This is a genomic window from Brotaphodocola sp. (genome assembly GCF_983179755.1).
This window is the reverse complement of the sequence record NZ_CFAHBC010000034.1, coordinates 1-24,201: the sequence shown is the minus strand read 5'-3', so window position 1 is coordinate 24,201 and position 24,201 is coordinate 1. Positions and strand designations below refer to the sequence as shown.

Annotated in this window: 19 protein-coding genes; 7 read left to right on the top strand and 12 right to left on the bottom strand. The window is 45.8% G+C overall.

From position 1 onward, the window contains the following. Positions 1-558 precede the first annotated feature (558 nt). Positions 559-816 carry an HPr family phosphocarrier protein gene (locus tag AC4EVX_RS10990; RefSeq protein ID WP_177977476.1) on the bottom strand — a complete coding sequence of 86 codons (258 nt, stop codon included), beginning with the start codon at positions 814-816 and terminating at the stop codon, positions 559-561. Between the two features lie 345 nt (positions 817-1,161). Here AC4EVX_RS10990 and AC4EVX_RS10985 point away from each other — a divergent pair, with 345 nt between their 5' ends. Beyond that, positions 1,162-2,502, top strand: a complete 1,341-nt coding sequence (locus AC4EVX_RS10985; protein WP_490160218.1) for an enolase C-terminal domain-like protein — start codon at positions 1,162-1,164, stop codon at positions 2,500-2,502. A 196-nt stretch (positions 2,503-2,698) separates the two neighbouring features. Here the strand turns inward: AC4EVX_RS10985 and AC4EVX_RS10980 are convergent, their stop codons facing one another. Genes AC4EVX_RS10980 through AC4EVX_RS10970 form a run of 3 tightly spaced genes read right to left on the bottom strand, consistent with a single transcriptional unit; the run spans position 2,699 to position 8,332 of the window. Further along, the gene (locus AC4EVX_RS10980) at positions 2,699-6,016 is read right to left on the bottom strand and encodes an SbcC/MukB-like Walker B domain-containing protein (protein ID WP_490160217.1); all 3,318 of its coding nucleotides are present in this window, start codon (positions 6,014-6,016) and stop codon (positions 2,699-2,701) included. Further along, complete coding sequence (locus tag AC4EVX_RS10975; protein WP_177977473.1) at positions 5,937-6,671, bottom strand: DUF4194 domain-containing protein; 735 nt, start codon at positions 6,669-6,671, stop codon at positions 5,937-5,939. The genes AC4EVX_RS10980 and AC4EVX_RS10975 overlap by 80 nt, the downstream gene beginning before the upstream one ends. Before the next feature lie 53 nt (positions 6,672-6,724). Next, the gene (locus AC4EVX_RS10970) at positions 6,725-8,332 is read right to left on the bottom strand and encodes a Wadjet anti-phage system protein JetA family protein (RefSeq protein WP_177977472.1); all 1,608 of its coding nucleotides are present in this window, start codon (positions 8,330-8,332) and stop codon (positions 6,725-6,727) included. Positions 8,333-9,005: 673 nt separating this feature from the next. Between AC4EVX_RS10970 and AC4EVX_RS10965 the strand changes: the two genes are divergently transcribed. The 5 genes from AC4EVX_RS10965 (at position 9,006) to AC4EVX_RS10945 (ending at position 14,882) form a co-directional block, all read left to right on the top strand. Next, positions 9,006-10,352, top strand: a complete 1,347-nt coding sequence (locus AC4EVX_RS10965; RefSeq protein ID WP_331682004.1) for a TrkH family potassium uptake protein — start codon at positions 9,006-9,008, stop codon at positions 10,350-10,352. A gap of 11 nt (positions 10,353-10,363) precedes the next feature. After that, a complete protein-coding gene (locus tag AC4EVX_RS10960) occupies positions 10,364-11,011 on the top strand; it encodes a potassium channel family protein (RefSeq protein ID WP_177977471.1) in 648 nt (215 codons plus the stop codon). A gap of 66 nt (positions 11,012-11,077) precedes the next feature. Continuing rightward, on the top strand, positions 11,078-11,557 hold the full coding sequence (locus AC4EVX_RS10955) for a hypothetical protein (protein ID WP_177977470.1): 480 nt from the start codon (positions 11,078-11,080) through the stop codon (positions 11,555-11,557). Positions 11,558-11,590: 33 nt separating this feature from the next. Then, on the top strand, positions 11,591-14,191 hold the full coding sequence (locus AC4EVX_RS10950) for an ATP-binding protein (RefSeq protein WP_490160216.1): 2,601 nt from the start codon (positions 11,591-11,593) through the stop codon (positions 14,189-14,191). Then, positions 14,184-14,882: a response regulator gene (locus tag AC4EVX_RS10945; RefSeq protein WP_177977468.1), complete on the top strand. Its 699-nt coding sequence runs from the start codon at positions 14,184-14,186 to the stop codon at positions 14,880-14,882. Before AC4EVX_RS10950 ends, AC4EVX_RS10945 begins: the two co-directional genes overlap by 8 nt. Before the next feature lie 31 nt (positions 14,883-14,913). On the opposite strand, the gene AC4EVX_RS10940 is transcribed toward AC4EVX_RS10945, so the two are convergent. The 7 genes from AC4EVX_RS10940 to AC4EVX_RS10910 form a co-directional block, all read right to left on the bottom strand. Then, positions 14,914-16,245, bottom strand: a complete 1,332-nt coding sequence (locus AC4EVX_RS10940; protein ID WP_490160215.1) for a Na+/H+ antiporter NhaC family protein — start codon at positions 16,243-16,245, stop codon at positions 14,914-14,916. A 1-nt stretch (position 16,246) separates the two neighbouring features. After that, a complete protein-coding gene (locus AC4EVX_RS10935) occupies positions 16,247-17,335 on the bottom strand; it encodes a DUF3878 family protein (RefSeq protein ID WP_490160214.1) in 1,089 nt (362 codons plus the stop codon). After that, on the bottom strand, positions 17,335-18,429 hold the full coding sequence (locus tag AC4EVX_RS10930; RefSeq protein ID WP_177977466.1) for a transglutaminase domain-containing protein: 1,095 nt from the start codon (positions 18,427-18,429) through the stop codon (positions 17,335-17,337). Before AC4EVX_RS10930 ends, AC4EVX_RS10935 begins: the two co-directional genes overlap by 1 nt. Continuing rightward, a complete protein-coding gene (locus tag AC4EVX_RS10925; protein WP_490160213.1) occupies positions 18,430-18,861 on the bottom strand; it encodes a hypothetical protein in 432 nt (143 codons plus the stop codon). A gap of 61 nt (positions 18,862-18,922) precedes the next feature. Continuing rightward, positions 18,923-19,582 (bottom strand): glycoside hydrolase family 25 protein, encoded by a 660-nt coding sequence (locus AC4EVX_RS10920; protein ID WP_490160212.1) that lies wholly within the window; start codon positions 19,580-19,582, stop codon positions 18,923-18,925. A 412-nt stretch (positions 19,583-19,994) separates the two neighbouring features. Continuing rightward, the gene (locus tag AC4EVX_RS10915) at positions 19,995-20,708 is read right to left on the bottom strand and encodes a GntR family transcriptional regulator (protein ID WP_308450731.1); all 714 of its coding nucleotides are present in this window, start codon (positions 20,706-20,708) and stop codon (positions 19,995-19,997) included. A 281-nt stretch (positions 20,709-20,989) separates the two neighbouring features. After that, positions 20,990-21,793, bottom strand: coding sequence for a gluconate 5-dehydrogenase (locus AC4EVX_RS10910; RefSeq protein WP_308450730.1), 804 nt, complete (start codon positions 21,791-21,793; stop codon positions 20,990-20,992). A 267-nt stretch (positions 21,794-22,060) separates the two neighbouring features. Between AC4EVX_RS10910 and AC4EVX_RS10905 the strand changes: the two genes are divergently transcribed. Next, on the top strand, positions 22,061-22,369 hold the full coding sequence (locus tag AC4EVX_RS10905) for a hypothetical protein (protein WP_432629204.1): 309 nt from the start codon (positions 22,061-22,063) through the stop codon (positions 22,367-22,369). Positions 22,370-22,782: 413 nt separating this feature from the next. Here the strand turns inward: AC4EVX_RS10905 and AC4EVX_RS10900 are convergent, their stop codons facing one another. After that, complete coding sequence (locus AC4EVX_RS10900; RefSeq protein WP_490160211.1) at positions 22,783-23,631, bottom strand: IS701 family transposase; 849 nt, start codon at positions 23,629-23,631, stop codon at positions 22,783-22,785. Positions 23,632-24,201 lie beyond the last annotated feature (570 nt).

Below are 24,201 nucleotides of genomic sequence, written 5' to 3'. Positions count from 1 at the left end.
AATGTGCCTTGGCACATTCTCGCGCCGAGGCGCGGTTGCTTCAGCAACCATCTTCCCCTGCGCCGAGTGCGCATCCTTGCGGAGCATTTTTTGTATGATAGGACGCAATTTCCTATCATACAAAAAATCCCTTGTCTGCACAAACTGCCAGACAAGGGACGATATTCGATCGCGGTTCCACCCTGCTTGTTGTGAGCAATCCACGTCATCCAATTTCCAGCTTTCATGCTTCTCGATCTTTCTCGATTCTGAATTTCACTCTGGCTTATGATGCTCTCACAACCTCTTCCTTCTGATGATAACGGAATCACCGGGTCCGATTAAGGACCGCTCCGAGATGGTCTTCGCCTCGTCTTCCTCGCAGAATGCTTCCAGCAAATACATTCCTCTCTGTGCGCTTCGGGCGGGCTACTCTTCTCATCAACGCATTACTCATATCTCATTTGTTTTTGATTCGTACTTCATTATAACACGACAGGCAGATATGTCAAGTCTGTCCACACCTAAAATCAACATGACTGCAAACACAACACAGGCATTTCAAGTTTTTTTGTCCATTTACAAAATTGTGGGGATCGATGCCTGCAAAATTCGGACGGCTTCCTGCTCATCCGGTCCTTCCACTCGAATCTCAATTCGGTCTCCGCATTTCGCTTTGAGTCCCATAAGCGCCATCACTTTACTCGCATCCGCCTCTTTTGTCTTCAGTCGGATACGCACCTGTGACTGAAAAGGTTCTACCATCCTGCTGATTGCGCCCGCACTGCGCGCATGCATCCCAGCCGGGTCAGAAATTACATATTGAAACCACGTCATGTTTCTCATCCTCCAAACGTTTTTTCTCCGTTTTCCCTGCTTTTCATACACTTTTTCTTTTTCCGATTCCTATTTACAGATTTTTTAAATAGGTTCTTTTCTCTCCCCTTCCCGTTCAGTTTAACAGGGTTTTGTGGATTCGTAAACAGCATTTTTGACCATAAGCAAAAGTAATTTTTTCAATCATTATTACATATTGGCTATTTTTTTCCGCCTCCTTTATAATAAAATCAGTCAGACAGACAAGATTTCTCATCTTTCAAACGATTTTTTATCTGACTTTACATAACTTTATTTTCTTCAAAAAGAACACATAATCTTTATATATTTAAGGAGGATTCTATTATGACAGGAACACCAATCATCACAGAAATGCAGGTCATCCCGGTAGCCGGATACGACAGCATGGAAATGACACTCAGCGGAGCACATGCCCCGTACTTCACCAGAAATCTTGTCATCATCAAGGATAATTCCGGTCACACCGGAATCGGTGAAATCCACGGTGGCGAGTATACCGAGGAATGCTTAAACAGCTACATTCCGCTCGTTGTCGGTCAGGAAGTCGGCAAATATCGCTCCATCCTCGGTGCAATCCACAGAGGTGGTAAGAAAGCAGAGGGCGATGACGGCGAGGGCATCCAGACTCTCGATATCAGCAAGCTGAAATTCGTTGTCCGCGCAGAGTGGGCAATCGAGTGCGCTCTGCTCGACCTGCTCGGTCAGCACCTGGGTGTTCCGATGTGCGAACTGCTCGCAGAGGGCAAACAGCGCAATCAGGTGGAAGTTCTCGGTTATCTGTTCTACGTCTCCGACCGCAACAAGACTGATCTGCCGTACCTTGATGAGTCCACAAGCTCTGATCCGTGGTTCAAGATGCGCCGAAATGCGATGCTCTCCCACGAGCAGATCGTCGAGGAAGCACAGTGCCTTCAGGAGAAATACGGCTTCCGTTGCTTCAAGCTCAAGGGCGGTGTCTTCTCCGGAGAGTACGAGATGGATACCGTGCACGCTTTGAAGAAGCATTTCCCGGATGGGCGCATCAATATCGACCCGAACGGCGCATGGAGTCTCGCAGAGGCAATCAGCCTGTGCAAGGATATGCACAACACGCTCTCCTATATTGAAGATCCTTGCGGACCGGAGGCAGGTTTCTCCAGCCGTGAGATCATGGCAGAGTTCAAGAATGCAACGAACATGCCTGTTGCAACAAACATGATCGCGACGAACTGGCGTCAGTTCTATCATGCAGCAGCACTCAAGTCTGTTGACATTGTTCTGGCTGATCCACATTTCTGGGGTCTTGAAGGTTCCCTGCGCATGGCATCGATCCTGAATGACTGGGGTCTGACCTGGGGCAGTCACTCCAACAACCACTTTGATATCACACTGGCTACGTTCGCTCACGTTGCCGCTGCCGCTCCGGGTCATCCGACCGCTCTTGATACCCACTGGATCTGGCAGGATGGTCAGAATCTCTTAAAGGATGCTCCGCAGATCAAGAACGGTTATCTGGAGGTTCCGAACCGTCCGGGTCTCGGTGTCACCCTCGATATGGAGCGCGTGATGGAGGCAAACCGTCTCTACAACAGCATGCCGTCCCACGATCGTGACGATGCAATGGCTATGCAATACCTGATTCCGAACTGGAAGTATGACTCCAAGAAGCCTTGCCTTGTGAGATAAGTTTGAGTTAATTTGAAAATTTGATTCAAATATGAAAAAGAATGTACCAAGGCGCATTCTAGCGGAGCTATTTTTATATGATAGGACGCTATTTCCTATCATATAAAATAAGCATCGCCTTTCCATCTGTTATCCCCTTTTGTTACGATGGAAAAGCGGTGCTTTTTCTTGACTCTCTTTTTCTTGATTTTCTCTTTTAACCTCTGACGAGTCCCTCAACTGCATTCGTGTATCGTCCGGTGATGACAAGGCTCACTGTCGATTCGATGAAGGCTCCGATACTGCTGATCTTCTCCGGCGGTGCCGCATAGAAGACCTGAAAGTGATTCTCCTCAAAGTACTTGACCATCTGCTCGATTCGCTCTCTCGAGAGGGCAGAGAACGCCTCATCGATGAAGACGAGACGGGCACAGCAGACATTCTGCGGGTAGCACTGGTTCAAGCTCGCCGCAAGAATAATAAAGTACGGAGTCTGCTTCTCGCCATTGCTCGCAGAACCCTGCTTCTTTGAGAGATCTGCTACAATCTCCTTATCTCCCTGACGGCTGATGATCTTCATGTCGTAAGTGAAATATTTGCGGTAATCCGTGTACTCGCTCTCATCCTCCTCATCGAGGATCACACTCATGAACTCCTGAATATCCCGCTCCATCTCCTCGTCATCACGCCCGGAACTCATATATGCCTCCGGAGAATCCATATAGTTTTCGAGGCGACGGCAAATGCGGAAGAAGACTGCTCGATCCGGCTTCTCCTCCATCACGAAACGATACGTATCGTTTCCGAACGGAAGCTGTCTGAGTTCACGGTTGATCAACGCAATCTCGCTCTTCGCCTCTCGAACCGCCTCATTGATCTCTGCGACAAAGTCGTTCATAAAGGCGCTCTCAAGCCGTCCTGCCTGCTCCTCAAGTTTGTGATGCGCTTCCTCAATCTTGACATTTGCAAGATTTCGGTACTCCTCACGGTAATAGGAGATGTACGCAGTTCCTCTCCGACTTAAATCCTTCTCCGACAACCGACAATACTCAATCTGAGCATTCTCAAGTTCACGGATGCTGTCATTCACATTCTTCTCTGCGTCGCGAACCGCTCCGAATGTAATTACCTGAAAACTTCCCTTCTGTTTCTTGAGTTTCTCATACTCTTCCATCATCGGCTTCTCAAGCTCCATGTTTCTGGAAGAGAGATCCTGATACTCGCGGTTGAGCTTATAAAGATCACCGGAAATCATCTTCTGGCTTCTCTGATTCTGACTCTGAGCATCGGAGCACGTTCGGATATCTCCGACGACCTCATCGCGCTCCCTCTGACAGGTCTCATAAGCCTTTCTCGCCGACTCCTGCTCCTGAATAACTGCCATAAACTCCGAGCTGTTCTGAATCTGCTCAATCTGTCGCTCAAGATCTGCCTGTTCTCTCTTTACTTTCTTTAAACGCTTCTGTGCGTCAAAATCATAATGCTCGAGATTCCAGTCGATAGAGGCAATCTCCTGGCGGTGAATTTGCGTTCTCTCAGTCTCCTCCTCAAGTTTCCGGTACTCTTCCTGATTCTTCTGTCTGTCTGCTTCCGCCTGTGCAAGCTGGATCTGAACCGCATCCTCACCCAGACAAAGAGATGTCTTCTCAAGATCCATCGCAGACACCGCATAGCTCTTTGCAAGCATTCCGTCCTTCGTCAGTCCGCCCTTCGGATACTCGTGCAGTTCTCCGAGCGACTCACAAAGATGAATTCCATTGAGCAGGTAATTTGCATACCTGCGCGCAAACCCATTCGGGACATTCAAAATCTCCGATGCCGATCCCTCCGTCACTGGAGTCTCCGGAAGTTTGTCTGTGATGACAACCTTGCAATTCTTCAGCTTCCGACTCTTTAAGATCTCCATCGCCTTCTCACAGTACTCACCATCGACGATCAGATCGAAACGCTTTTTCCCAAGGAAAGTCTCGATAGAAGCTCGCCACTCCGGTGCTTTGACTTCCTGAACCATCTCGGCAAAGACTCGGACCTGAGTGTGAATTCCCTGATTCTCCAGCTCCTTCTGGATCACAGTTCGGGCTTTCTCAACCTCTCGCGGAAATACCATCCGGTTTGCGCGCAGTTTCTTGATGTCCTGCTCAATGCTCTCCCTCTCCTCCGAGAGAAGATTCTTCTTGTCCTCACTGTGAACTTCGAGACTCTGAAACTTTCGGTCGAGTCTCTGCACATAGGAAGAAAAGGTTAAGAAATGCTCCGTCTTTCGCTCCGATGTCATCCCCTCTTCTGCCAGATGAAGCAAGGTGTTTTTCACTTCCTTAGGAAGTCCCTCTCCATCTTCAAGCTGAGTCCAGCTAAGCAGAGTCTCCAGCCGGTGCTGAAGATTCTGAATCTTCTTTTCCTCTTTCTCGTAACGATCTGCCTCACGCTCAAGCTCCGCACACTGTCCCTTCATCGCCCGGATGCTGTCCTGCATTCCGCGGAACATATCGTTGCTCTCCGCAATTCGCAGGCGAGAGGAGGCGTGCTCATACCGCTCATCCATCTCTCCCTGGCGAAGTCTGAGCTGTTCTTCCTGGTGGTGCAAAACTTCCAGCTTCTGCTCAAGCTCTTTCTTGTGCGTCTCCTTCTCCTGAAGTTGCTGATAACAGAACATCATCTGACGAATCCGCAGACGGCGCAGGCGATTCTCATAGTCCACGCTTCTCTTTTCAACCTTCTCAAGCTGATCCCTGCTCTCACGCATCATCTGATACATCTGGCGAATCCGCTCAAACTGTGCCTTCTGCTCTCGCAGATCTTTCAGCGAATCCACATTGCTCGGCTCTAAGACACATTCCTGAATGAACTGATCGATATTGTTCTCCGGATTGAATGCCATCATTTTCAGGAGTTTGTTCCGGTAGCGAATCGGATCACAGCGAAGTCCGAGTGCCCGCAAAACCTGCTCCACACCACGGTCTCTCGACAGAAAATCCGCAGACTTCAGTCTCTTTTCTGCCGTGTGAAGCTCTGATCTCGGCGTCACGCGGAGAAGTCCGCCATCCACACGCGCAAAATTCATATCCGCGAGTGTCGTATCCCGGCAGACAAACCAACTGCTCTTATAACTCGTCTCGTCCGGCGATTCGATGCAGACACCGACCACAAGTGAGCTGTCCTCAACCGGTGACCAGAACTCCATTGCAACATAACTGATCACTTCTCCGCTTCTGAGATAGCGATCCGGTCCATTGCTCTTGGTATCTCCGCGGACATAGGCGACAACCGTGCGGTCCTTATCCTTCGCCGCCTTGTTAAACTGGGTGTTTCCCGTGAGCAGATACGTCATTGCATCGAGAACCGTAGATTTTCCACTTGTATTGACTCCCGTAAAGAGCGTAGAACCCTCAAGACACATCTCCACATTCTGAAATCGCGACCACTGCACCAAAAGCAGTTTCGTTGCCGTCTTTCTGTTATTCATCTCCGTCTTCATCGGCGTCTCCTTCCACTGCATCTCTGTCACTGTCTGCATCCTCGCTGTCTTCGTTTTCATCCCTGTCCGTCATCCTGTCCATCGTCAATCTGTCTTCGTCCTCGTCCTCGAGATCTCTCATCCGTCTGTCCGCATTCTCCACAAATCTGCGGATCTCATCCGTATTCAGCGCAAACTGGAGAGACGGATACAACCAGATCTGGCAGTCTGGATCTCCGACTTTTCCTTCGAGATCCAGCAGGTTGTAACTCGAAAAGATCGTGAGAATCGCACTCATCGTGCTCTTATCCACAAGATCCTTCAGACCGTACTTGTCCAGCTCCAGTCTCAGATCCGTCATGGAGATCTGAACCGCTCTCGAGAGTCTGCCCGAGCGAATCCGATCGATGTAGAGCGTCCACAGACAACAGAGTACCATGCTGTCCACTTTTCGCAGGGCATATCGATTCGCCTGAATCTTTCCGTCCTCCCCCGACTGCGCACAGTTTTTCAGCATCACAACCCCGTTTTCGCGGTCTATCACAATCTCAAATCCAATATAAGAAAAATACAGGGAAATCGGGTCCGGTCTCTTCGTGATAAAATAATACAGCTTTTTGCTGTCCTCATCCCTGTCCCGAACCACAAAAGTTCCCTTCAAAAGTCTTCGGCAGGCTTTTGTAAACATACTCTTTTCCGATGATGTATAGTCCTCCCAGTAAGCATCCATGCCCATCTTCTTTTCTCCCTCTATGTAAAATCCCATATAAAGTACATACGGAATCGTATTTATTTTATTTCATCTGGCTTGTCTGCCCTGCGAATCTCAAACCGACGCAGGAGCAGATGATCTGCCCTCACATATCCGTCCGCCGGCTCTACGGTGTAGCCATTTTCATTCGCATAGGCAACCGCAGACAATGCACACAGAAGATCCTCACTGTCTGAAAGCGGAAGATCCTCACTCGTGAGAACCGCAGATCCTTTCCCCGTCTCTGTCTCACCCACACAATCGCTCTTTCGAATCGCCTCCTCCATCGCGCGATCCAAATACTGCTTCATCCGGTCTTTCGAGTATGGATTGTAGGACTCTCTCTCGTGTGCGAGACGAGCCTGCTCGACATCCTCACTCGTCATCTCTTGAAACTCCGAAACCGTCTCCTTGCGGATTCTCTGTATCTTTCTCGGATAGCGCAGAGAATCAAGGTCGAGAAACTCATTCTTTTCCAGAGCGAACAGCGACTGCAAATCTTCCCCGAGCGAATCTTTCCATCCGACCATCTTCATCTCCCGCGCAAGATAACGGATCGTCTGCTCGACACTTCCGCGCACATCCGTGTCCTGATTGCGGATAAATCGCGCTCTGCCAATCGCAATCTGTAAGTAGACATTGATTTTATGCTTGATATCCCGCATAATCTTGTCATAGTCTTCCGTCAGGAAATTGCGCGTCGCCTGAATCATATCAAGGACAGCATCTTCCGCCTCCCAGAGTGTGATCTCTTCTTCCTTCGCACATTCTCTTACAAGCTCCTCACAGAGATCCTGATCGTTCTGAATCTCGTCGAGTTTCTGTCGGATAAACGTCCGGTACAGATGAATATTCTGCTGTTTCGTCAGACGCGCATACTCCCGGATGAAATCTCCTTCGCAGTACTCGATCACATTCTCCGTCAGACTCTCAAGCGTCTCCTCCTCAGCCATCCGCTCAATGATCTTTCGGATAAAGGTGGAGAGACGTTTCAGGGATTTCGAGAGCATCTTTGCATTCCGGTAAATATTCTTTAAACCATTTACATACGGCTCATGCTTCCACTGATCTTCATTGTGCAGGATATTGTAAATGTTATAAAGGTAGCTGGAAAACTCCTCCCGCTCCGGCTTTCGCAGTTGTTGCAAAAACTCTGCGAGCAAAATCCCCTGTTCCGTCATCTCGATGTGCTTCTCATAGGTGGCATCATCCGTGTCTTCCTCAAGCCAGCCGACCTCTTTAGAACAAAAACGGCGAATCACCGCATTCGCCAGTTCATTATAGTTTCGCCTTGCCGAGGAAGAAGTCTCCTCCCTATCCACATTCTCTTTTCTTAAGTTTCTATCTGCTTCCAAAGACGGATCGGGACCTGTCTCCTGATCATCCAAATTCCGGTCAAAATTCTGATCGAGATTCTGTTCAAGATTCATGCTCAGATCCAGATCCGGCTCCAGCTCATTGACCTGATTCTCAAGCAGATACGATGCCAGTGCGTCTCGAATTCGGCTTCGCGCGATCCGATAAGATACCTCCCTCTCATACTGATCATAAATCAACTGGAGGCAATCCGAATAAATCTGGTTATTGCCCGCGCTTGACAGGCAGTTAAAAAAACCAGATGGAATCATATCAAAAAGTTTCGGCATATCTCCCTCTTTCCTCTCTTCCTTCAAAGACAGAATGCATTCCATCTATCACACTACATTCCAGCCATTCTGCTTTGTCAGCTTGTCACCGTCCCCATATCACAAACTGGTGACATCGTTTCATGCCTCTTGGGCACTTTTTTATTTTCCTTTATCTTATCACATTTTTTCCAAAATAGCAATTATTTTCGATCATATGTTCGATTTTAGTTCTTGATTTTTAATTCTTGATTTTTGATTTTTCCATTCACAAAAACGCGCATGCAGAAAAGAATCAAACGAATTCTCTCTGCATGCGCTAAAAAATCAGACCTTATTTTTTATTTATGATATTTATGAACTTTTCATTCTTCATTATGAAGTTCTCACCAGCCGGAGTGTGTTCTCGGGATAATCAAATGTAAGACCGGACACCTCCGATACAGGCGGAAAACCCATACTCCTCCCAGAACTGGTGAAGCGGAATGCAGTAAATGCGTTCCATCTTTTATTTTATCGTGTTTCTTCCGCTGGTGCAACAAAAAATATTTTTTGCCCATCTTAATACAAATTTAATACCGTCAAATCGACACTAATACACATTTTATGCCTCATATGGAATAATAAAAGCAGAAATCAAAACAACTTGCAGTAAATATCAAGGCAAAACACAAATAAAGACAAGGATACAAATATGAAACACATAAGACACACAAGGTACATAAAAAAACATTTATCCTCCTCACAGATTATTATTCTCGGTTTTGCAGGTGTCATTCTGTTGGGAAGTCTGCTGTTGATGCTGCCGATTTCCACTCAGGATGGAAAGGGGGCAATCTTCACCGACGCACTTTTCACTGCCACATCAGCAGTTTGCGTTACTGGGCTGATCGTGAGAGATACCGCAACCTACTGGAGCACATTCGGGCAGACCATCATCCTTTTTCTCATCCAGATCGGAGGCATGGGCGTTATTACCGTGGCAGTCGCAATTTCCGTCATATCTGGAAAGCGAATCAGCCTAAAACAGCGCAGTACGATGCAGGAGGCAATTTCTGCACATAAAGTGGGCGGAATTGTGCGATTAACCGGATTCATCATCAAAATAACCATAATTTTTGAATTGATCGGTGCAGTGAGCATGTTTCCAAGTTTTTATAAAATGTTCGGAGCACGAAAAGGAATGTGGTACGCATTTTTTCATTCGATCTCAGCATTTTGCAATGCCGGATTCGATTTGATGGGAATCGAAGCGCCTTACTCCTCTCTGACATCCTTCATTGAAAATCCTGTCATCAATCTCTCTGTCATGTCACTTATCATCCTTGGCGGAATCGGATTTATGACCTGGGATGATATCAAAAGCCACACCTGCCATATTCAAAAATATCGCATGCAGAGCAAAATCATCCTTCTGACAACCTCCCTGCTGATCGTTCTTCCTGCACTCTATTTTTTCTTTTTGGAATTTGAACATATTCCGGTCGGGAAGAGGATCCTCATCTCCCTTTTTCAGGCAGTCACTCCGAGGACTGCCGGATTCAACACCATCGACTTGACCCAGCTCAGCGAAGTCGGCATTGCCATCATGATCATTCTGATGCTGATCGGAGGCTCTCCCGGATCCACTGCCGGTGGTATGAAAACGACAACAATCGCAGTCCTTCTCTCCACAGCGATCTCCGTTTTCCGTCGCAGGGAGCACACCCATTTCTTTGGGCGACGGGTTGATGATGACACGATCCGGAATGCCGCAACCATTCTGATGATGTACCTTACCTTATTCGTATTCGGAGGGTTTATCATCAGCCGAATCGAAAATCTTCCCCTGCTTGTCTGCCTATTTGAAACCGCCTCAGCAATCGGTACCGTAGGCCTGACACTCGGAATCACCCCACAACTCGGAATCTTATCCCGATTCCTCTTAATTTTCTTAATGTACATAGGACGGGTAGGCGGTTTAACTCTTATTTTTTCCGCTCTATCTGGAAATCAAGGACACACGGCGAGATTCCCCCAAGAAAAACTAACCGTCGGATAAGGAGTTTATTTATGAAATCAGTATTATTAATTGGACTTGGACGTTTCGGCAAACACATTGCCCGGAAACTCAACGAATTAAACCACCAGGTTATGGCAGTAGACAGCAATGAAGAACGCGTAAATTCTGTTCTTCCCTTCGTCACAAATGCACAGATTGGAGACAGCACAAATGAAGAATTTCTTTCCTCTCTCGGAATACGAAATTTTGATGCGTGCATTGTCGCCATCGGAGACAATTTTCAAAATTCTCTCGAGACAGCCTCTCTCTTAAAAGAACTGGGTGCAAAAAAAGTAATCGCCCGGGCCTCCACCGGAGTGCAGGAAAAATTTTTACTGCGAAATGGAGCAGATGAAGTTGTCTATCCGGAAAAACAGTTAGCTTCCTGGACTGCGATCCGCTGTACGTCCGATAATATTTTAGACTACATTGAACTGGACGAAAATTACTCCATATTTGAACTCTCTGTCCCCTCAGAATGGACCGGAAAATCCATTCTCCAGCTTGACATCCGCAAAAAATACGGCATCAGCATTCTCGCCATTCGAGAGAATGGCAAACTGCACATGAATATCACACCGGATACCGTTCTCAGCGCTGAGAAATCCATTCTTGTCCTCGGAGCGCAGAAGGCAATTCAAAAATGTTTCCATATCTGAGCATCAAGACCTTCTGCAAGATATAAACATACATATACGAACAACAAACATATGGGGGTGAAGCAAATGAAGTGGACTGACAAACTGCTTTTAAGCGTTACCGCGCTCATTATTTTTTCATTTGGATATTATCTATCAAAGCGTTTTGATGATTTCATGGAGCAGAACAACAGACAGTTTCTGCCTGAGCAAAGCACCGTCATCTCCATTGCCACTGACACCCCTGTCCTGCTGAATCTTTCCATCAAAACATTAGACTCCTGCTTTCATATAAGTCCATGCATGGAATTTCATTTCAGCATCAGGAGTTTTCGTCAGCTCTTACAAAGAATTTCCGATGGTGCGGTGGACCTCGCTTTTATCTCTGAACAAAACATCCAGAAACTGCCGGACGATCCCGATTTTGGACGTATCCATATCAAAAATCCAGATGCGAACTGCTGTTTCTGGATCGTGTGGAACAGACATGTCTCCTCTCAATGCCGTGATCGAATTCTACTCGCATTTGAGAACGTATTCCTGGTGGAAAAAACAACGTTTTTGTGATAAAATTTGCCGTAGACCAGGAGGATCACGCACATGGATCAAATAAAAAAAGGGCGTTTAAAAATTTTTTTCAGTTATGCAGAAAGCATCGGCAAAACCCATTCCATGCTAAAGGCTGCTTTGACCGCTAAAGAACAGGGAATAGATGTCGTTGTCGGTTACGTTGCCCTGCATACTTTAGAAAAAGACTCAGAATTAGCGGATGTTCTCAGCCAACTCGAATGGCTCAGCTGTGAAAAACAGAATTTTGACATCGATCTTGCATTGAGCCGGAATCCTGAATTGATTCTGGTCGATGAACTGGCACATTCAAATCAGGCGCCATGCCGCCATAAAAAACGTTATCAGGAAGTAATGGAACTGATCAATCATGGAATTGATGTATACACGACCGTCAACGTGAGCAACCTTGAAAGCCTTCATGATACTGTGGCCTCCATCACAGGAATCACCACCTGGAACCGCATCCCAGATTCCATCTTCGACAATGCAGACCAAGTAGAATTAATTGACATCGAACCGCAGGAACTCATTGAACGTTTACAAGAAAAAAACACTGCTGATTCCAAACTTACCGTCGAACAATTAACCGCTCTGCGGGAAATTGCTCTCAGGCGCTGTGCAGATCGGGTAAAACGCCTGTCGAGCCAACTTTCAAAAACAAATAATTTTCACACCGATGAGCATATCCTCGCCTGTCTGTCCTCAGCACCCTCAAATGCAAAGATCATCCGAACAGCTGCCCGAATGGCACGGGCATTCAACAGTCAGTTCACCGCTCTCTTTGTGGAAACACCTGACTTTGCAGAAGAAACACCTGAAAACAAAGAACGGCTACACAACCATATCAAACTTGCAGAACAGCTTGGTGCGAATATTGAGACTATATACGGGGATGATGTCCCCTACCAGATTGCCGAATATGCCAGATTATCCGGTATCACCAAAATTGTCCTTGGCAGAAGTGCGATGACCCGTAAGCGTTTTTTTGGAAAATCTACCCTGACCGAACAGCTCCTCTCCTACGATCCAGAAATGGATATTCACATCATTCCGGATCTGTGTAGCGAACTGCCTTACCGTCAGAAAAGAAGAAACGATTATCTAAAAAAACACAGCATTTTCACAAACACACTCAAGAGCAGTGCCATCCTTTTCGGTGCCACTCTGCTGAGCATCTTATTTGATCATCTGGGATTTACAAGTGCAAATATCATTATGGTATACATTCTGGGGGTTCTGTTAACCTCCATCGTGACGTCTCATCAGGTTTACAGTTTGATCTCTTCTGTCGCAAGTGTATGTATTTTCAATTATTTATTTACCATTCCAAAATTTTCGCTCACCGCCTATGGAACTGGATATCCGGTCACCTTTATTGTCATGTTTCTGACCGCTTATATCACAGGGACCATGGCAATCCGATACAAAGCACAGGCCGGACAATCTGCAAAGATTGCATACCGAACCAAAGTTTTATTTGACACGGACCAACTGCTCTCCAAAGCAAATGGAAAAAGAGAAATCTTTGAAGCCACAGCAAAGCAGATTCAAAAACTTCTGGAACGAAACGTAGTAATCTTTGAAAATGTAAACGGTAAACTGTCTGAACCCTATTTTTCACAGGCAAAAGAGACTTCAAATATTCCTGTTTCCTATCACTTTGAGAGTGAACGGGCCGCAGCAGAATGGGTTTTAGCGAATAATCACACAGCCGGAGCAACCACAGATACTCACTCACACACCCAGTATCTCTATTTTGCTCTTCGCATGAACGAACGGGTTTACGGAGTCATCGGAATCGAGGCAAAAAACACGCCCCTGGATGCTCCTGCCCACAGCATTCTGCTTTCCATTCTCGGAGAAGCAGCACTCGCTCTTGAAAATGAGAAAAATCTCTGTGAAAAAGAGGCCGCGGCAATCCTCGCAAAAAGCGAACAACTCCGCGCCAATATGCTCCGCACAATTTCCCACGATTTGCGCACACCACTCACCTCTATTTCCGGAAATGCAAGCAATCTGATGAGCAATGGAAATTATTTTGATGAAGAGACAAAACAACAGATTTATTCCGATATTTACAACGACTCCATGTGGCTCATTGATCTCGTAGAAAACCTTTTGTATGCCACCCGGATTGAAGAAGGAAAAATGACTCTGCGCACCTCCACCGAACTGCTCAGCGAAATTGTTGAAGAGGCCATTTGGCACATTAAGCGGAAACTGGACAGCCATACGCTCTCAGTTTCCTTTGATGATGACCTGATTTTAGTCAAAGCAGATGCAAAACTTCTCGTTCAGGTTATCGCAAATATCATCGATAATGCAGTAAAATACACCCCCGCAGACTCTTCCATCACTATCACTTCAAAGAAAAAAGGAAATATGGCAGAGCTTTCCATCGCCGATACCGGAAATGGGATTCCGCCCGCGGACAAAGAACGGATCTTTGAAAAATTTTACTGTGGAAACCAAAAAATAGCAGACAACCGACGCAGTCTGGGACTTGGACTGTATCTATGCAAATCCATTATAGAAGCTCACGGCGGAGTCCTTTCGGTATCTGACAATTTGCCGCACGGAGCTATTTTCAGCTTTACCATTCCATTAGAGGAGGTTCCTTTTTATGAGTAAATTCCAGGTTTTAGTAGTCGAAGACGACACCCCTGTCCGAAATCTGATCACCACTACACTGAAAGCACATGATTATCGGTTTATCACTTCCGCAATCGGTGAGGGAGCCGTGATGGAAGCTGCCTCTCACAATCCTGATATCATTCTTCTGGATTTAGGGCTGCCAGATATCGACGGAGTTGAGGTCATTCGGCGGATCAGAAGCTGGTCAAATGTTCCCATCATCGTCATCAGCGCCAGAAGTGAAGATATCGATAAAATCGATGCTTTGGATGCCGGCGCTGACGACTATCTGACAAAACCTTTTTCGGTAGACGAACTTCTTGCCCGTCTGCGTGTGGTCCAACGGCGTCTTGCACTCATGCAGAACAATCTCTCCCAGGAAGCCGTATACGAAAACGGACAGCTTCGCATTGACTATGCATCCGGCTGTGCCTATCTTGCCGATCAGGAACTCTCTCTCACTCCAATGGAGTACAAACTACTGTGCTTATTGGCACACAACACCGGAAAAGTTTTGACCCACAAATACATTCTTCAGAATGTCTGGGGAAGCAGTCTAGAAACAGACATCGGATCTCTGCGCGTCTTTATGGCAACACTGCGAAAAAAACTAGAGCAAGCTCCCATCTCCCATCAATATATCCAGACCCACGTCGGTGTCGGATATCGAATGATGAAAGTAGAATAAACTGACCGCGCTCAACGATACAAAGGCAGCTTTATGCATTCCCCGATGCATAGCGGGATCGATCATGGCGTGACCGATACTGCATTGCCTGCACTGCCAGATTCCAGAGCGGAATCAGATACAGATACACAGCTGTGATTAAACAGCTCTCCGGCGCTCCAACCGTCGCAAGCGGAACTGCCCCGGCTATCGACCACGGGATCAGCGGTGCAACGACGACTGCCGTATTTTCCAGATCAATCGCCAATTCCTCCTGATTTTCAACCACAGGTCCACAGAGTTGATGCGTCAGCATAATCGAGAGAGTCTGGTTGCAGGCAATCGCACTTGTCACAACCGAAGTCAGCAAAATTGCACCAAACGGCGTGATTTTTTCACCCAATCGAAGGATTCCATCCTGAAGATGATCCAGAAAATGCGTCTCCTTGAAAATCCCCGCATAGCATGAGGAGATACATACAATCAGAAAGACGCGTGTCATCGAGAGCAGTCCCCCTCCATTCATAAAGGTGGCGACCTCGGCGCTCTCCGCAGAAAATCCAAACACGCAAAGATGTACGATCTGCGCCGGAGCGAGGTGCTGAACAAAGCCAGCAATCAGAATTCCACTCAGACTGCTGACGAGCAGGGTGATTTTTACATTCTGCTTGAACACAGAAAACAAAATCACAATCACCGCAGGGAGCACAACGACCCAGGAGAGATCATAATAGGACCGCAAAATTTCCTCAATCGCGATACTTCCAGCTCCCGATGTGTAAGTCTGTCCGAGTTTCCAGTAAATCAGACAGGTCAAAACAAACGGAACAACCGAGGTTTTTACCATCTTTCCGATATTCTTAAAAATATCAGTCTTTGTCAATTCACTCACAAGAAGGGCACTCGTTGACATCGGAGAACAGCGATCCCCGAAAAAGACACCCGCAAGCACGGCTCCGCCGGTATAAAAAATTGGAACGCCCATGCTGTTTGCAATCGTCACACAGATCACGCCCATCGTCGCCGTGCTTCCAAACGAGGTTCCTGTGAGCACAGAGATCAGACAGCACATCAGAAATGTCACGAGAAGAATCGCTGATGGCGAGCAAAAACGTGATGCCTCACAGACAAGCAGGGCAATCGTTCCACTGCCTCGCCAGATCGCCGTGATCATTCCGATCAGAAGAAACGTAATCAAAATGTTCTTCACCGTGCGAATCCCGCCAAGCGAACAGCGAACCATCTGCCCTGCGCTGTGATGACGCACAATCCCGTATCCGAAGAAGAGTACATACCCGAACATCATCGCAAGCAGAATCGATTTTCCGGTAAACACACAAGCCAAAAGACCTGCCGAAAACAGGCCAAGTGCAATCGCTTCCATCTCAGCACTGTCCCTCCCATTTTTCAATCTCCGTTCGACGGTTGATCCACCCCGGTTTCCAGATCATCAGATAGGCGGTAAATCCAATCGAATCTCTCGCAATCTCAAATGGTTCTTCTCTCAAAATCATCGCGTGTACGCCCTGCTTTTCTAGCTCCTCCTGCCTGCGTTTCGCCTTCGACATTGCAGCCTCAAAACAGGCATCCGCCGATTTTCCAAATGATCGCTTCGGATAAACTCCTGCACTCCGTCTGAGATGCGCCTCCAAAAGATCCGTCACTTTTGCATGGGCATTCGTATGTAAAAGCATTGCAAGAAAACGCGCCATCATCCTGCCCGAATGCCTGCGATAAACTTTGAGAAGGTACAGAAATCTGCGATCCCCCGCCTCTCCTGCAAGCTCCTCCATGACAGAGATCGCCTGCTCAGTCGGAATCCACGGTTCCTCCTGCGGTACGAGATAGCGCTCCGGAACTGCCGGATAGTTCGTGTGATTGAGGGGCGGAAAGTGTGCCAGAGACGCAAATTTTCTCTCCTCATCCGTACAAAAATCCTCCCCTAGGTACTCACACTTGTCCCTCAAAATTGCAATCCGATACTCCAACTGGCGCAAATACTCATATCCGCTGACCCAGAAATGTCCGATCTGCCCGTAATCATATAGATGACATTCAAATTTTAAATCCCGGAAGAAAATCGTCACCACACTGTCACCCTGACGAACAATCAGAATATACGGGCTCTCCGCGTCTTCCTGACATTCCAGCGAAGCCTCTAACTCGCCCTCGTAATCCGCCTGATATATTCCCGTAATCACCGCATGTTCAAAGACAAGAAAACTTTCCGTCGCATCGTTCATCAGATAAACAAGGCGGAGATCACGGCGTTTTTCTCTCTGTTTTTCTCTCTTTTCCTTCTGGTTTTTTTCTTGATTTTGTTCGTGGTCTTCTTCCTGATTTTCGCCCTGATTTTTTTGCTTTTCCTGTTCTTCTTTCTGCTCGTTCTCTTCTTCCAGCAGAAGCTCAAATTGATCCTGTGCAAGAAGCTGTTCCAATCGTCTAAACGGATCTATCGCTTCTATCACTTTCATCACTCCTGCTCTCCTTCGTTTGCATCTTCCATCGTCACCATCTGCGCAAGCTCCTCCGGAGATCTCGTCTCATCCGGCACATAGGAAAGGCGCATTACCGCCTGTGACCAGTTCAAGCTGAGTTTCGCTTTTTTCTGTCTCTCTGTTCCCGCCTTTGCCATGCACTCAAGCAATTCCTCGAGCACAGCCTTCGTCAGATAACCGCCTCTCCAATGAAACGTAAATTCTTTTCCCTTTTTCGCTGTCTGCTGTGCCCGCTTATAGACATCCTCCACCTTCGTGAATGAAAGTTTCTTTTCCCGATAGTAGAAATGATCTCCATCTGTACAGGAGGGCGCTGGCGCAATCAGCGGTTCGTGATCTCGAAATACCGCCTTGTCATCCAGATTGAAATAATCATAGCGAATTTTCTCCCCTGCTTTCGCTCCGGCATCTTTTCCGCCTGCTCCTCTCGTCCCATCTCCATACTTTTTCTCTCTGCTCAAGCTGTTGTCAAACGTCACATCGAGATGATAATACGTTCCATTGATCCTCACGATATTCCATGTATGGCGATACTTGATTCCCTTCTCCGGATTGTTTCCGCAGAGTGCAATCATGCACCAGACTCCCAGCGCATCGCAAAGCACTTTCACCGACTTTGCAATGCCCTCGCAGACACCAACCCCCTGTCCGAGCGGTCCAATAATTTCATGGGAGTACGGCTTTTTTAACTTATCATAACGGACGTTCTCGCAGATAAAATCATGGATATATTTCTCTTTCTCCCACTCGCTCATCTTCTGCGCGGGGCGCACAAGTTTCTCCACGCGCGCCTTCAATGCCTTCTGGTGTTCCTGAATCTTATTCTTCTCAAACAAATACTCCGGAATCATAATCAAATTCGGAGAATCCTGATAATACTTGTACTTAAAACCGGAAACCCAAAAGATCTCCGGATGGTCCAGACGCAACTGGAAAAACACCTCGTGGAGCAGACGTCCCTCAAGACGCGGGACTTGAAAAGATTCTGCCAGGCTCTCAAATCCCTGTTTCATCGCCCGATAAACCACCTGACATTCCCGATTCATCTTGCTGTAATAATATGCCTCCATCTAACGTGTTTCCTCCACCAGTTCTTCTGTCTCGTTCTTCTCTCGTGTACCTTGTCCGATTTGCCTGAAATTGATTTTTTCAAGTTCAATCTCGGACTTTTCCAAAGAAACAGGATCGATCGTCCCATTCTCCCTTTTTGCCCAACAGACAAGATCCCCCTCACAAATTCCTTTCTCATCCAAGTAAGAATCTCTTATCTGAATCGTATGCTCCAAGCCGGATTTCTCAGATTTCAAGCAAACCATCACCATCGTCTCCTGTCCGTCCGGTCGCCCCTCGCATCCGAAATCCGCCTCGTAAATTTCCAAAATTTTCCCAACTTCTTTTCTTTCACTGATTTCACTAAGCGCTCTGATTTTTTTATCAGCTCCACTATTTTCTCTAATCTCTTTAATCTCTTTTATCTCATTAACGTCTTGTAAATTGCTCATCGTTTTCTTTCTGTCTTCCCGTTAACTCTCCCTGTTGTTTACTGATTATTTTCCAGATTCATCATTTCTGCTGAACAAAAAACTTCTGAAATTCCACCTCTGTCCCCCGAAATACATCCAGATCCACATCGCCTTTCTGGTCCGCAACACCCTCAAATCGTCCCTCATCACAATACTGCCAGAAAGACCATCCGGCGATGTCGAGAGGTGGATAATAAGTGTTGCGAATCCACAACGGGTAGTCCGAAAATTTCCCGCGAATATAACGGAAATAGAACTTGTATGTGGTATAAATCACAGGCTTCTTTCCATAATGTTCTTCCAAAATGTCAAGAAACCTTTGCAGGGAGGAGGCAATCTCCTCCGGCTCCGGCATTTTTGCATTCCCAAGCGCATAGTACTCCACATCCACGGCCGGAATCATCTGTCCGACCAGATCTCCGACCGTCTCCATATAAATTTTTGCCTGCGTCTCCGGAGCACTCTCAAAACTGAAAAAATGATAGGCTCCCGTGTGGATTCCAACCGCCTGCGCCTGTTTGCGGTTGTCCTCAAACTGGTCATCCACATGACCACTTCCCTCAGTCGCCTTGATATAAGCAAACTGTACCTTTTCTTCCTTTAATTTTTTCCAGTCAATCTCTCCCTGATGATGGGAGACATCGATCCCATGTATGGAATATTGTTTTACCCAGAATTGATTGATATTAATCTTTTTCATATAAATGAGTACGCCAAAAAAAATCAGCAGTAAAAATGACAGTAACAAAAAAATCAGCAAAAGTGATTTTCTGCCCGATAATCTGATTTTCAAAATGATATCTCCAAATATTTTTTATTGTCCCCAAAGAAATCAAACCGCAACCACTCCGTTTTTGAAGTGTTACTACTCTCTTATCTTATAATAATCAGTCTGGATATGCAACCGAAGAATCCGAAAGAATTTATGAAGAAAATTTGATTGATGCCACTTAATACCAATTAATAATATCGCCTAATTTCGATTGATATAAAAAAACAGGAGAACATCCTCTCTGCGTGATAAAATCCCCTGTTTTCTCTATCATTTTGCACTTTTCATTTTGCACTTTTGATTTTTCATATCACCTGATTTATTCAATATCGTTCTCGTCCTACAACAACCGATTTTCCTCAAAATCAATGCTGTCCGGTTCAAAATAATTTCGATACTCCACCTCAATCGCATGTTTCATCCTCGTCATGCTAATGGACAAATGCTTTTTCAATGCCTTTTCCAAATCGTGTGTATCTCGTTTTTCCAGCATATCCAAAAGCCCCGCATGCTCCCGGATGATACGGGTAAAATCTGTCTCTGTCACAAAATCAAGCATCCGAAAACGCGTATAATGAAGCTGTTGTGCCTGAATGACCGTCCAAAGTTTAAGTCTTCCCGTCGCGGAGAACCATACCATATGCATCTGATCGTCCATCGCATAAAATTCTTCCGGCTCAAATTTTGCCTGCTGAATCAGAAGTTCCTGACAGCGGATCTGGTGACGAACCTCCTCCAAAAGAAGCGGAGTGGCAACCTGCATAAAATCCTTCATCACCATCAGCTCCACTGCGATTCGCATGTAGATCATCTGGCGAATGTCATCCAGATTCAGAAGTGTCACATACGTCCCTGAATACGGGACTGTGCGGACAAACCCCTGCTCCTGAAGTCTGCGCAATGCCTCGCGAACCGGCGTTCTCGAAACATCAAAACGAGCACAGATCTCATTTTCACTGATCGCCTGTCCCGGTTTCAATTCCAGTTTCAAAATTTCTTTTTTTAAGGTATCAAACACATAATCCCCGCGATTCTTCAGACACTTCTCACCCATAGCTGTCACTCACTCCTTCACTTCCACCATTCCCAATATTTGTTTTCCATATTTATTTCCAGAACCCGTCTCCGGTATTTTTTCTTAATGAAAATTTCTACGAAATCCCTACTATTTTACAAGAATAATGCCGGAAATGCAAATCTTTCTTTTTTGTTCACTTCCATTCCTCAATAACGAAACAAAGCTCCTCCTGTCATCCGAAGACGGCAGAAAGAGCTTTGAGCTTTTGTCGTTCAAGAGAAAACCTGCTTCATGTATCAGGATTTTTCACGAAATCATTATGAAGGCTGTTTTCCGATGTATGCCTGAATTCCGCCATCTACATACAGGATCTGACCATTTACAAAGTTAGATGCATCTGATGCAAGGAATACTGCCGGTCCACCCAGATCGGAAGCCTCGCCCCAACGTCCTGCCGGGGTCTTGGAAACGATGAACTGATCAAACGGATGTCTGGAACCGTCTGGCTGTTTCTCTCTCAGCGGAGCGGTCTGCGGAGTTGCGATATAACCAGGTCCAATACCGTTACACTGAATGTTGTACTCGCCGTACTCAGAGCAGATATTTCTGGTCAGCATCTTTAAGCCACCCTTTGCTGCTGCGTATGCAGAAACGGTCTCACGTCCGAACTCAGACATCATGGAGCAGATGTTGATGATCTTTCCGTGACCCTTCTTGATCATGCTCGGGATAACTGCCTTAGAAACGATAAACGGAGCATTCAGATCTACGTCGATTACCTGACGGAAATCCTTTGCGGACATCTCGATCATCGGGATTCTCTTGATGATTCCGGCATTGTTTACCAGAATATCAATGACGCCAACCTCCTTCTCGATCTTTGCAACCATCTCATTGACTGCATCCTCGTTGGTTACGTCACATACATAACCGTAAGCCTTGATGCCCTTCTCCTCGTAAGCTGCGATACCCTTATCTACCAGTTCCTGCTTGATATCATTGAAGACGATCGTTGCGCCTGCACTAGCCATAGCGGTTGCGATTGCAAAACCGATTCCGTAGGATGCTCCGGTAACCAGAGCTACTTTACCTTCCAGGGAATAGTTATTGATGTAATCCATATCGTTTATTCTCCTTTTCCGTGCTTTTATTTTTGTATACATTCTTTTTAGATTGTATACAATTAGCTTGTAAGTATACAATACCACACTTATCCTCGAAATGCAACTGGCACTTCAGACAAATCTAAACCATCTTTTTTGTACATTTCGCCACTCTGAAATTGTCCCCTTTTTCGACCCCATCAGATTTCAAAAAGCATGTCTTTCACACATGTCTAACTGTCCACATAAGATATGTTACAAAGACAAATAAAGGAGCTTTCAAATATGTGTGGATGCAATGGATGCGGAAATGGTTGCAACGGAGGATGTGGAATCAACTCAAACGGATGTGGATGCGGTGGATGCAGAAATGGCTGCAACGGAAACAACGGTTGGAACAACCGCAATCGTCAGGCATTTCGCAATGGCTTCCGGGAAGGCTACGAGGAAGGTTTTCGAGATGGTTTCGAGACCGGAAATGACAATGACCGATTCCCGTTCCCGGGCGGAGGTCCAGGAGGTCCGGGCGGTCCGGGAAGACCGGGTGGCGGATGTGGTGGAAACAATGGATGTGGCGGATGCGGTGGAAATTGACACCTGATTTGCAGACTCAATCTTTTACTAGTAGTTGCTCATGATTAATAATGATTAATAATGGTTAATAATAATTCACCACTTTACAACTTTTTCTGAAATAAAAAATATCGTACAGGACTTTCTGATGTATAATGAGTTTGCCTAAAACATTATGAAAGAAAGTGATCCTGTACGACAAAAACATTATACAACGAAAAAACACTGATTGGTAGACTTCATCAATATTTTTTGATTTATTTTGAAACTTTTTCTGTTCCAACAGCAGATACCTTATTTCTGCTGATACTATCCATACTGACTTTGGAATCCGCACATTCCATCCAGTTTCTGTATCAGCATTTTTTATCCGGAATAACGAAAAAATCATTGACTGCATTTTATTATGTATGTTCCTACACCAGTTTACAACTTTATAAATGGTAGACGCGCTGGCAAGCCAGTTGTTTTAAAGCCTTTATCATAGCATTTGATTTTATATGTGTTTCGATATTTTTGACGAAAATGGTAAAAAATATCTGACTACGAATACCCTGACTTAATTCAAAACGAAACTCCTGTACACTTTTTGTGCGATATTGAGAAAAATGTTCGTTCTGATAGGGTAGAATCTTCATAGCACAGTAACTGATATTAATCAGATTGACCATCATTTCAATTCCTTTACAGCTTCGCACCATATAGTTACAAAAAGACCAGAAAGTTTTCTGTTCATAGTAGCTTGTTTCAATATTCCAGCGAAACGAATACAGTAACAGTGGAATGTATTTCATCCAGTCACTGTCAGCCGGATTCAGTGGTGCTTTTTCCTGACAGGCGCAGAAAATCGGCAGATTTTCCGGAAAAACCGTACTGAAAAATAGTCGTTTTGTACCATGCTCTTTTTTCGTGGTAGTGACATAGGCAAGGACTTCCCTGTTGCCAAAAATCCTGGTCATAACTCGGCGAACACTGGTATAATAATCGCCAATCTTTTCATTTGAAAAAGTAAAATCTGTTTCAACTGAAAGACGTTTTCCATGTTTGGCAGGACGTCCCCGGTGACCGGTGCGTTCAGGTGCAAGATCATACATGACAGAATCAACCCTTGCGTTACCGATCAGATCCAGATTTGGATATTCCTCAACAATGGACACCAGATTTTGTTTTGTATACCAGCTGTCACAAAGAATGATGACATGTTCCTTGCTATGAAATTCAGGCATAACCTGCCGGATCATGGAGGCTGCCAGTTCCAGTTTGGATTCTTTTTTCTGCCACATACGATAGCCTAGAGGAACGGAAAGATAAGATCCCTTATCCCCATTTCAGACGGGTACACAGAGCATGATGCCCACAAAGCAGTGTCCATTTAGATAGTTGGAACCGTTGTGTGCGGCATGATCAAACAGTTTTGAAACATTTTCAAATTTTGTGCCAAACTTTGATACCATCGTATCGTCAACACATAGAAATACTGGTTGTGTCTGCAAGAAATCCGGTATCAACTTTAAAGCAATCCGAGCAGTGGTATTCATAAATCTGGAATAATCAACCTTTTCATAGGAGCATGCATAGTAAAATACATTCAATGATTTTTCTGTTATTCCAGATAAAAAATGCCGATACAGGAACCGAATGGAATGTGCGTATTCCAATGTCAGTATAGATAGAATCAGCAGAAAAAGGGTATCTGCTGTCGGAACAGAAAAAGTTGTAAACTGGTGGTAATAAAACTTACCATGACAAAAAGGGTTGAGCTGATAATTCTTTTAACACGTCACAAAGCAGTTCAAAGCCGGTCTGTATATCCGCTACAGCGGTGGCTTCTGCCGGATTATGGCTGATACCTC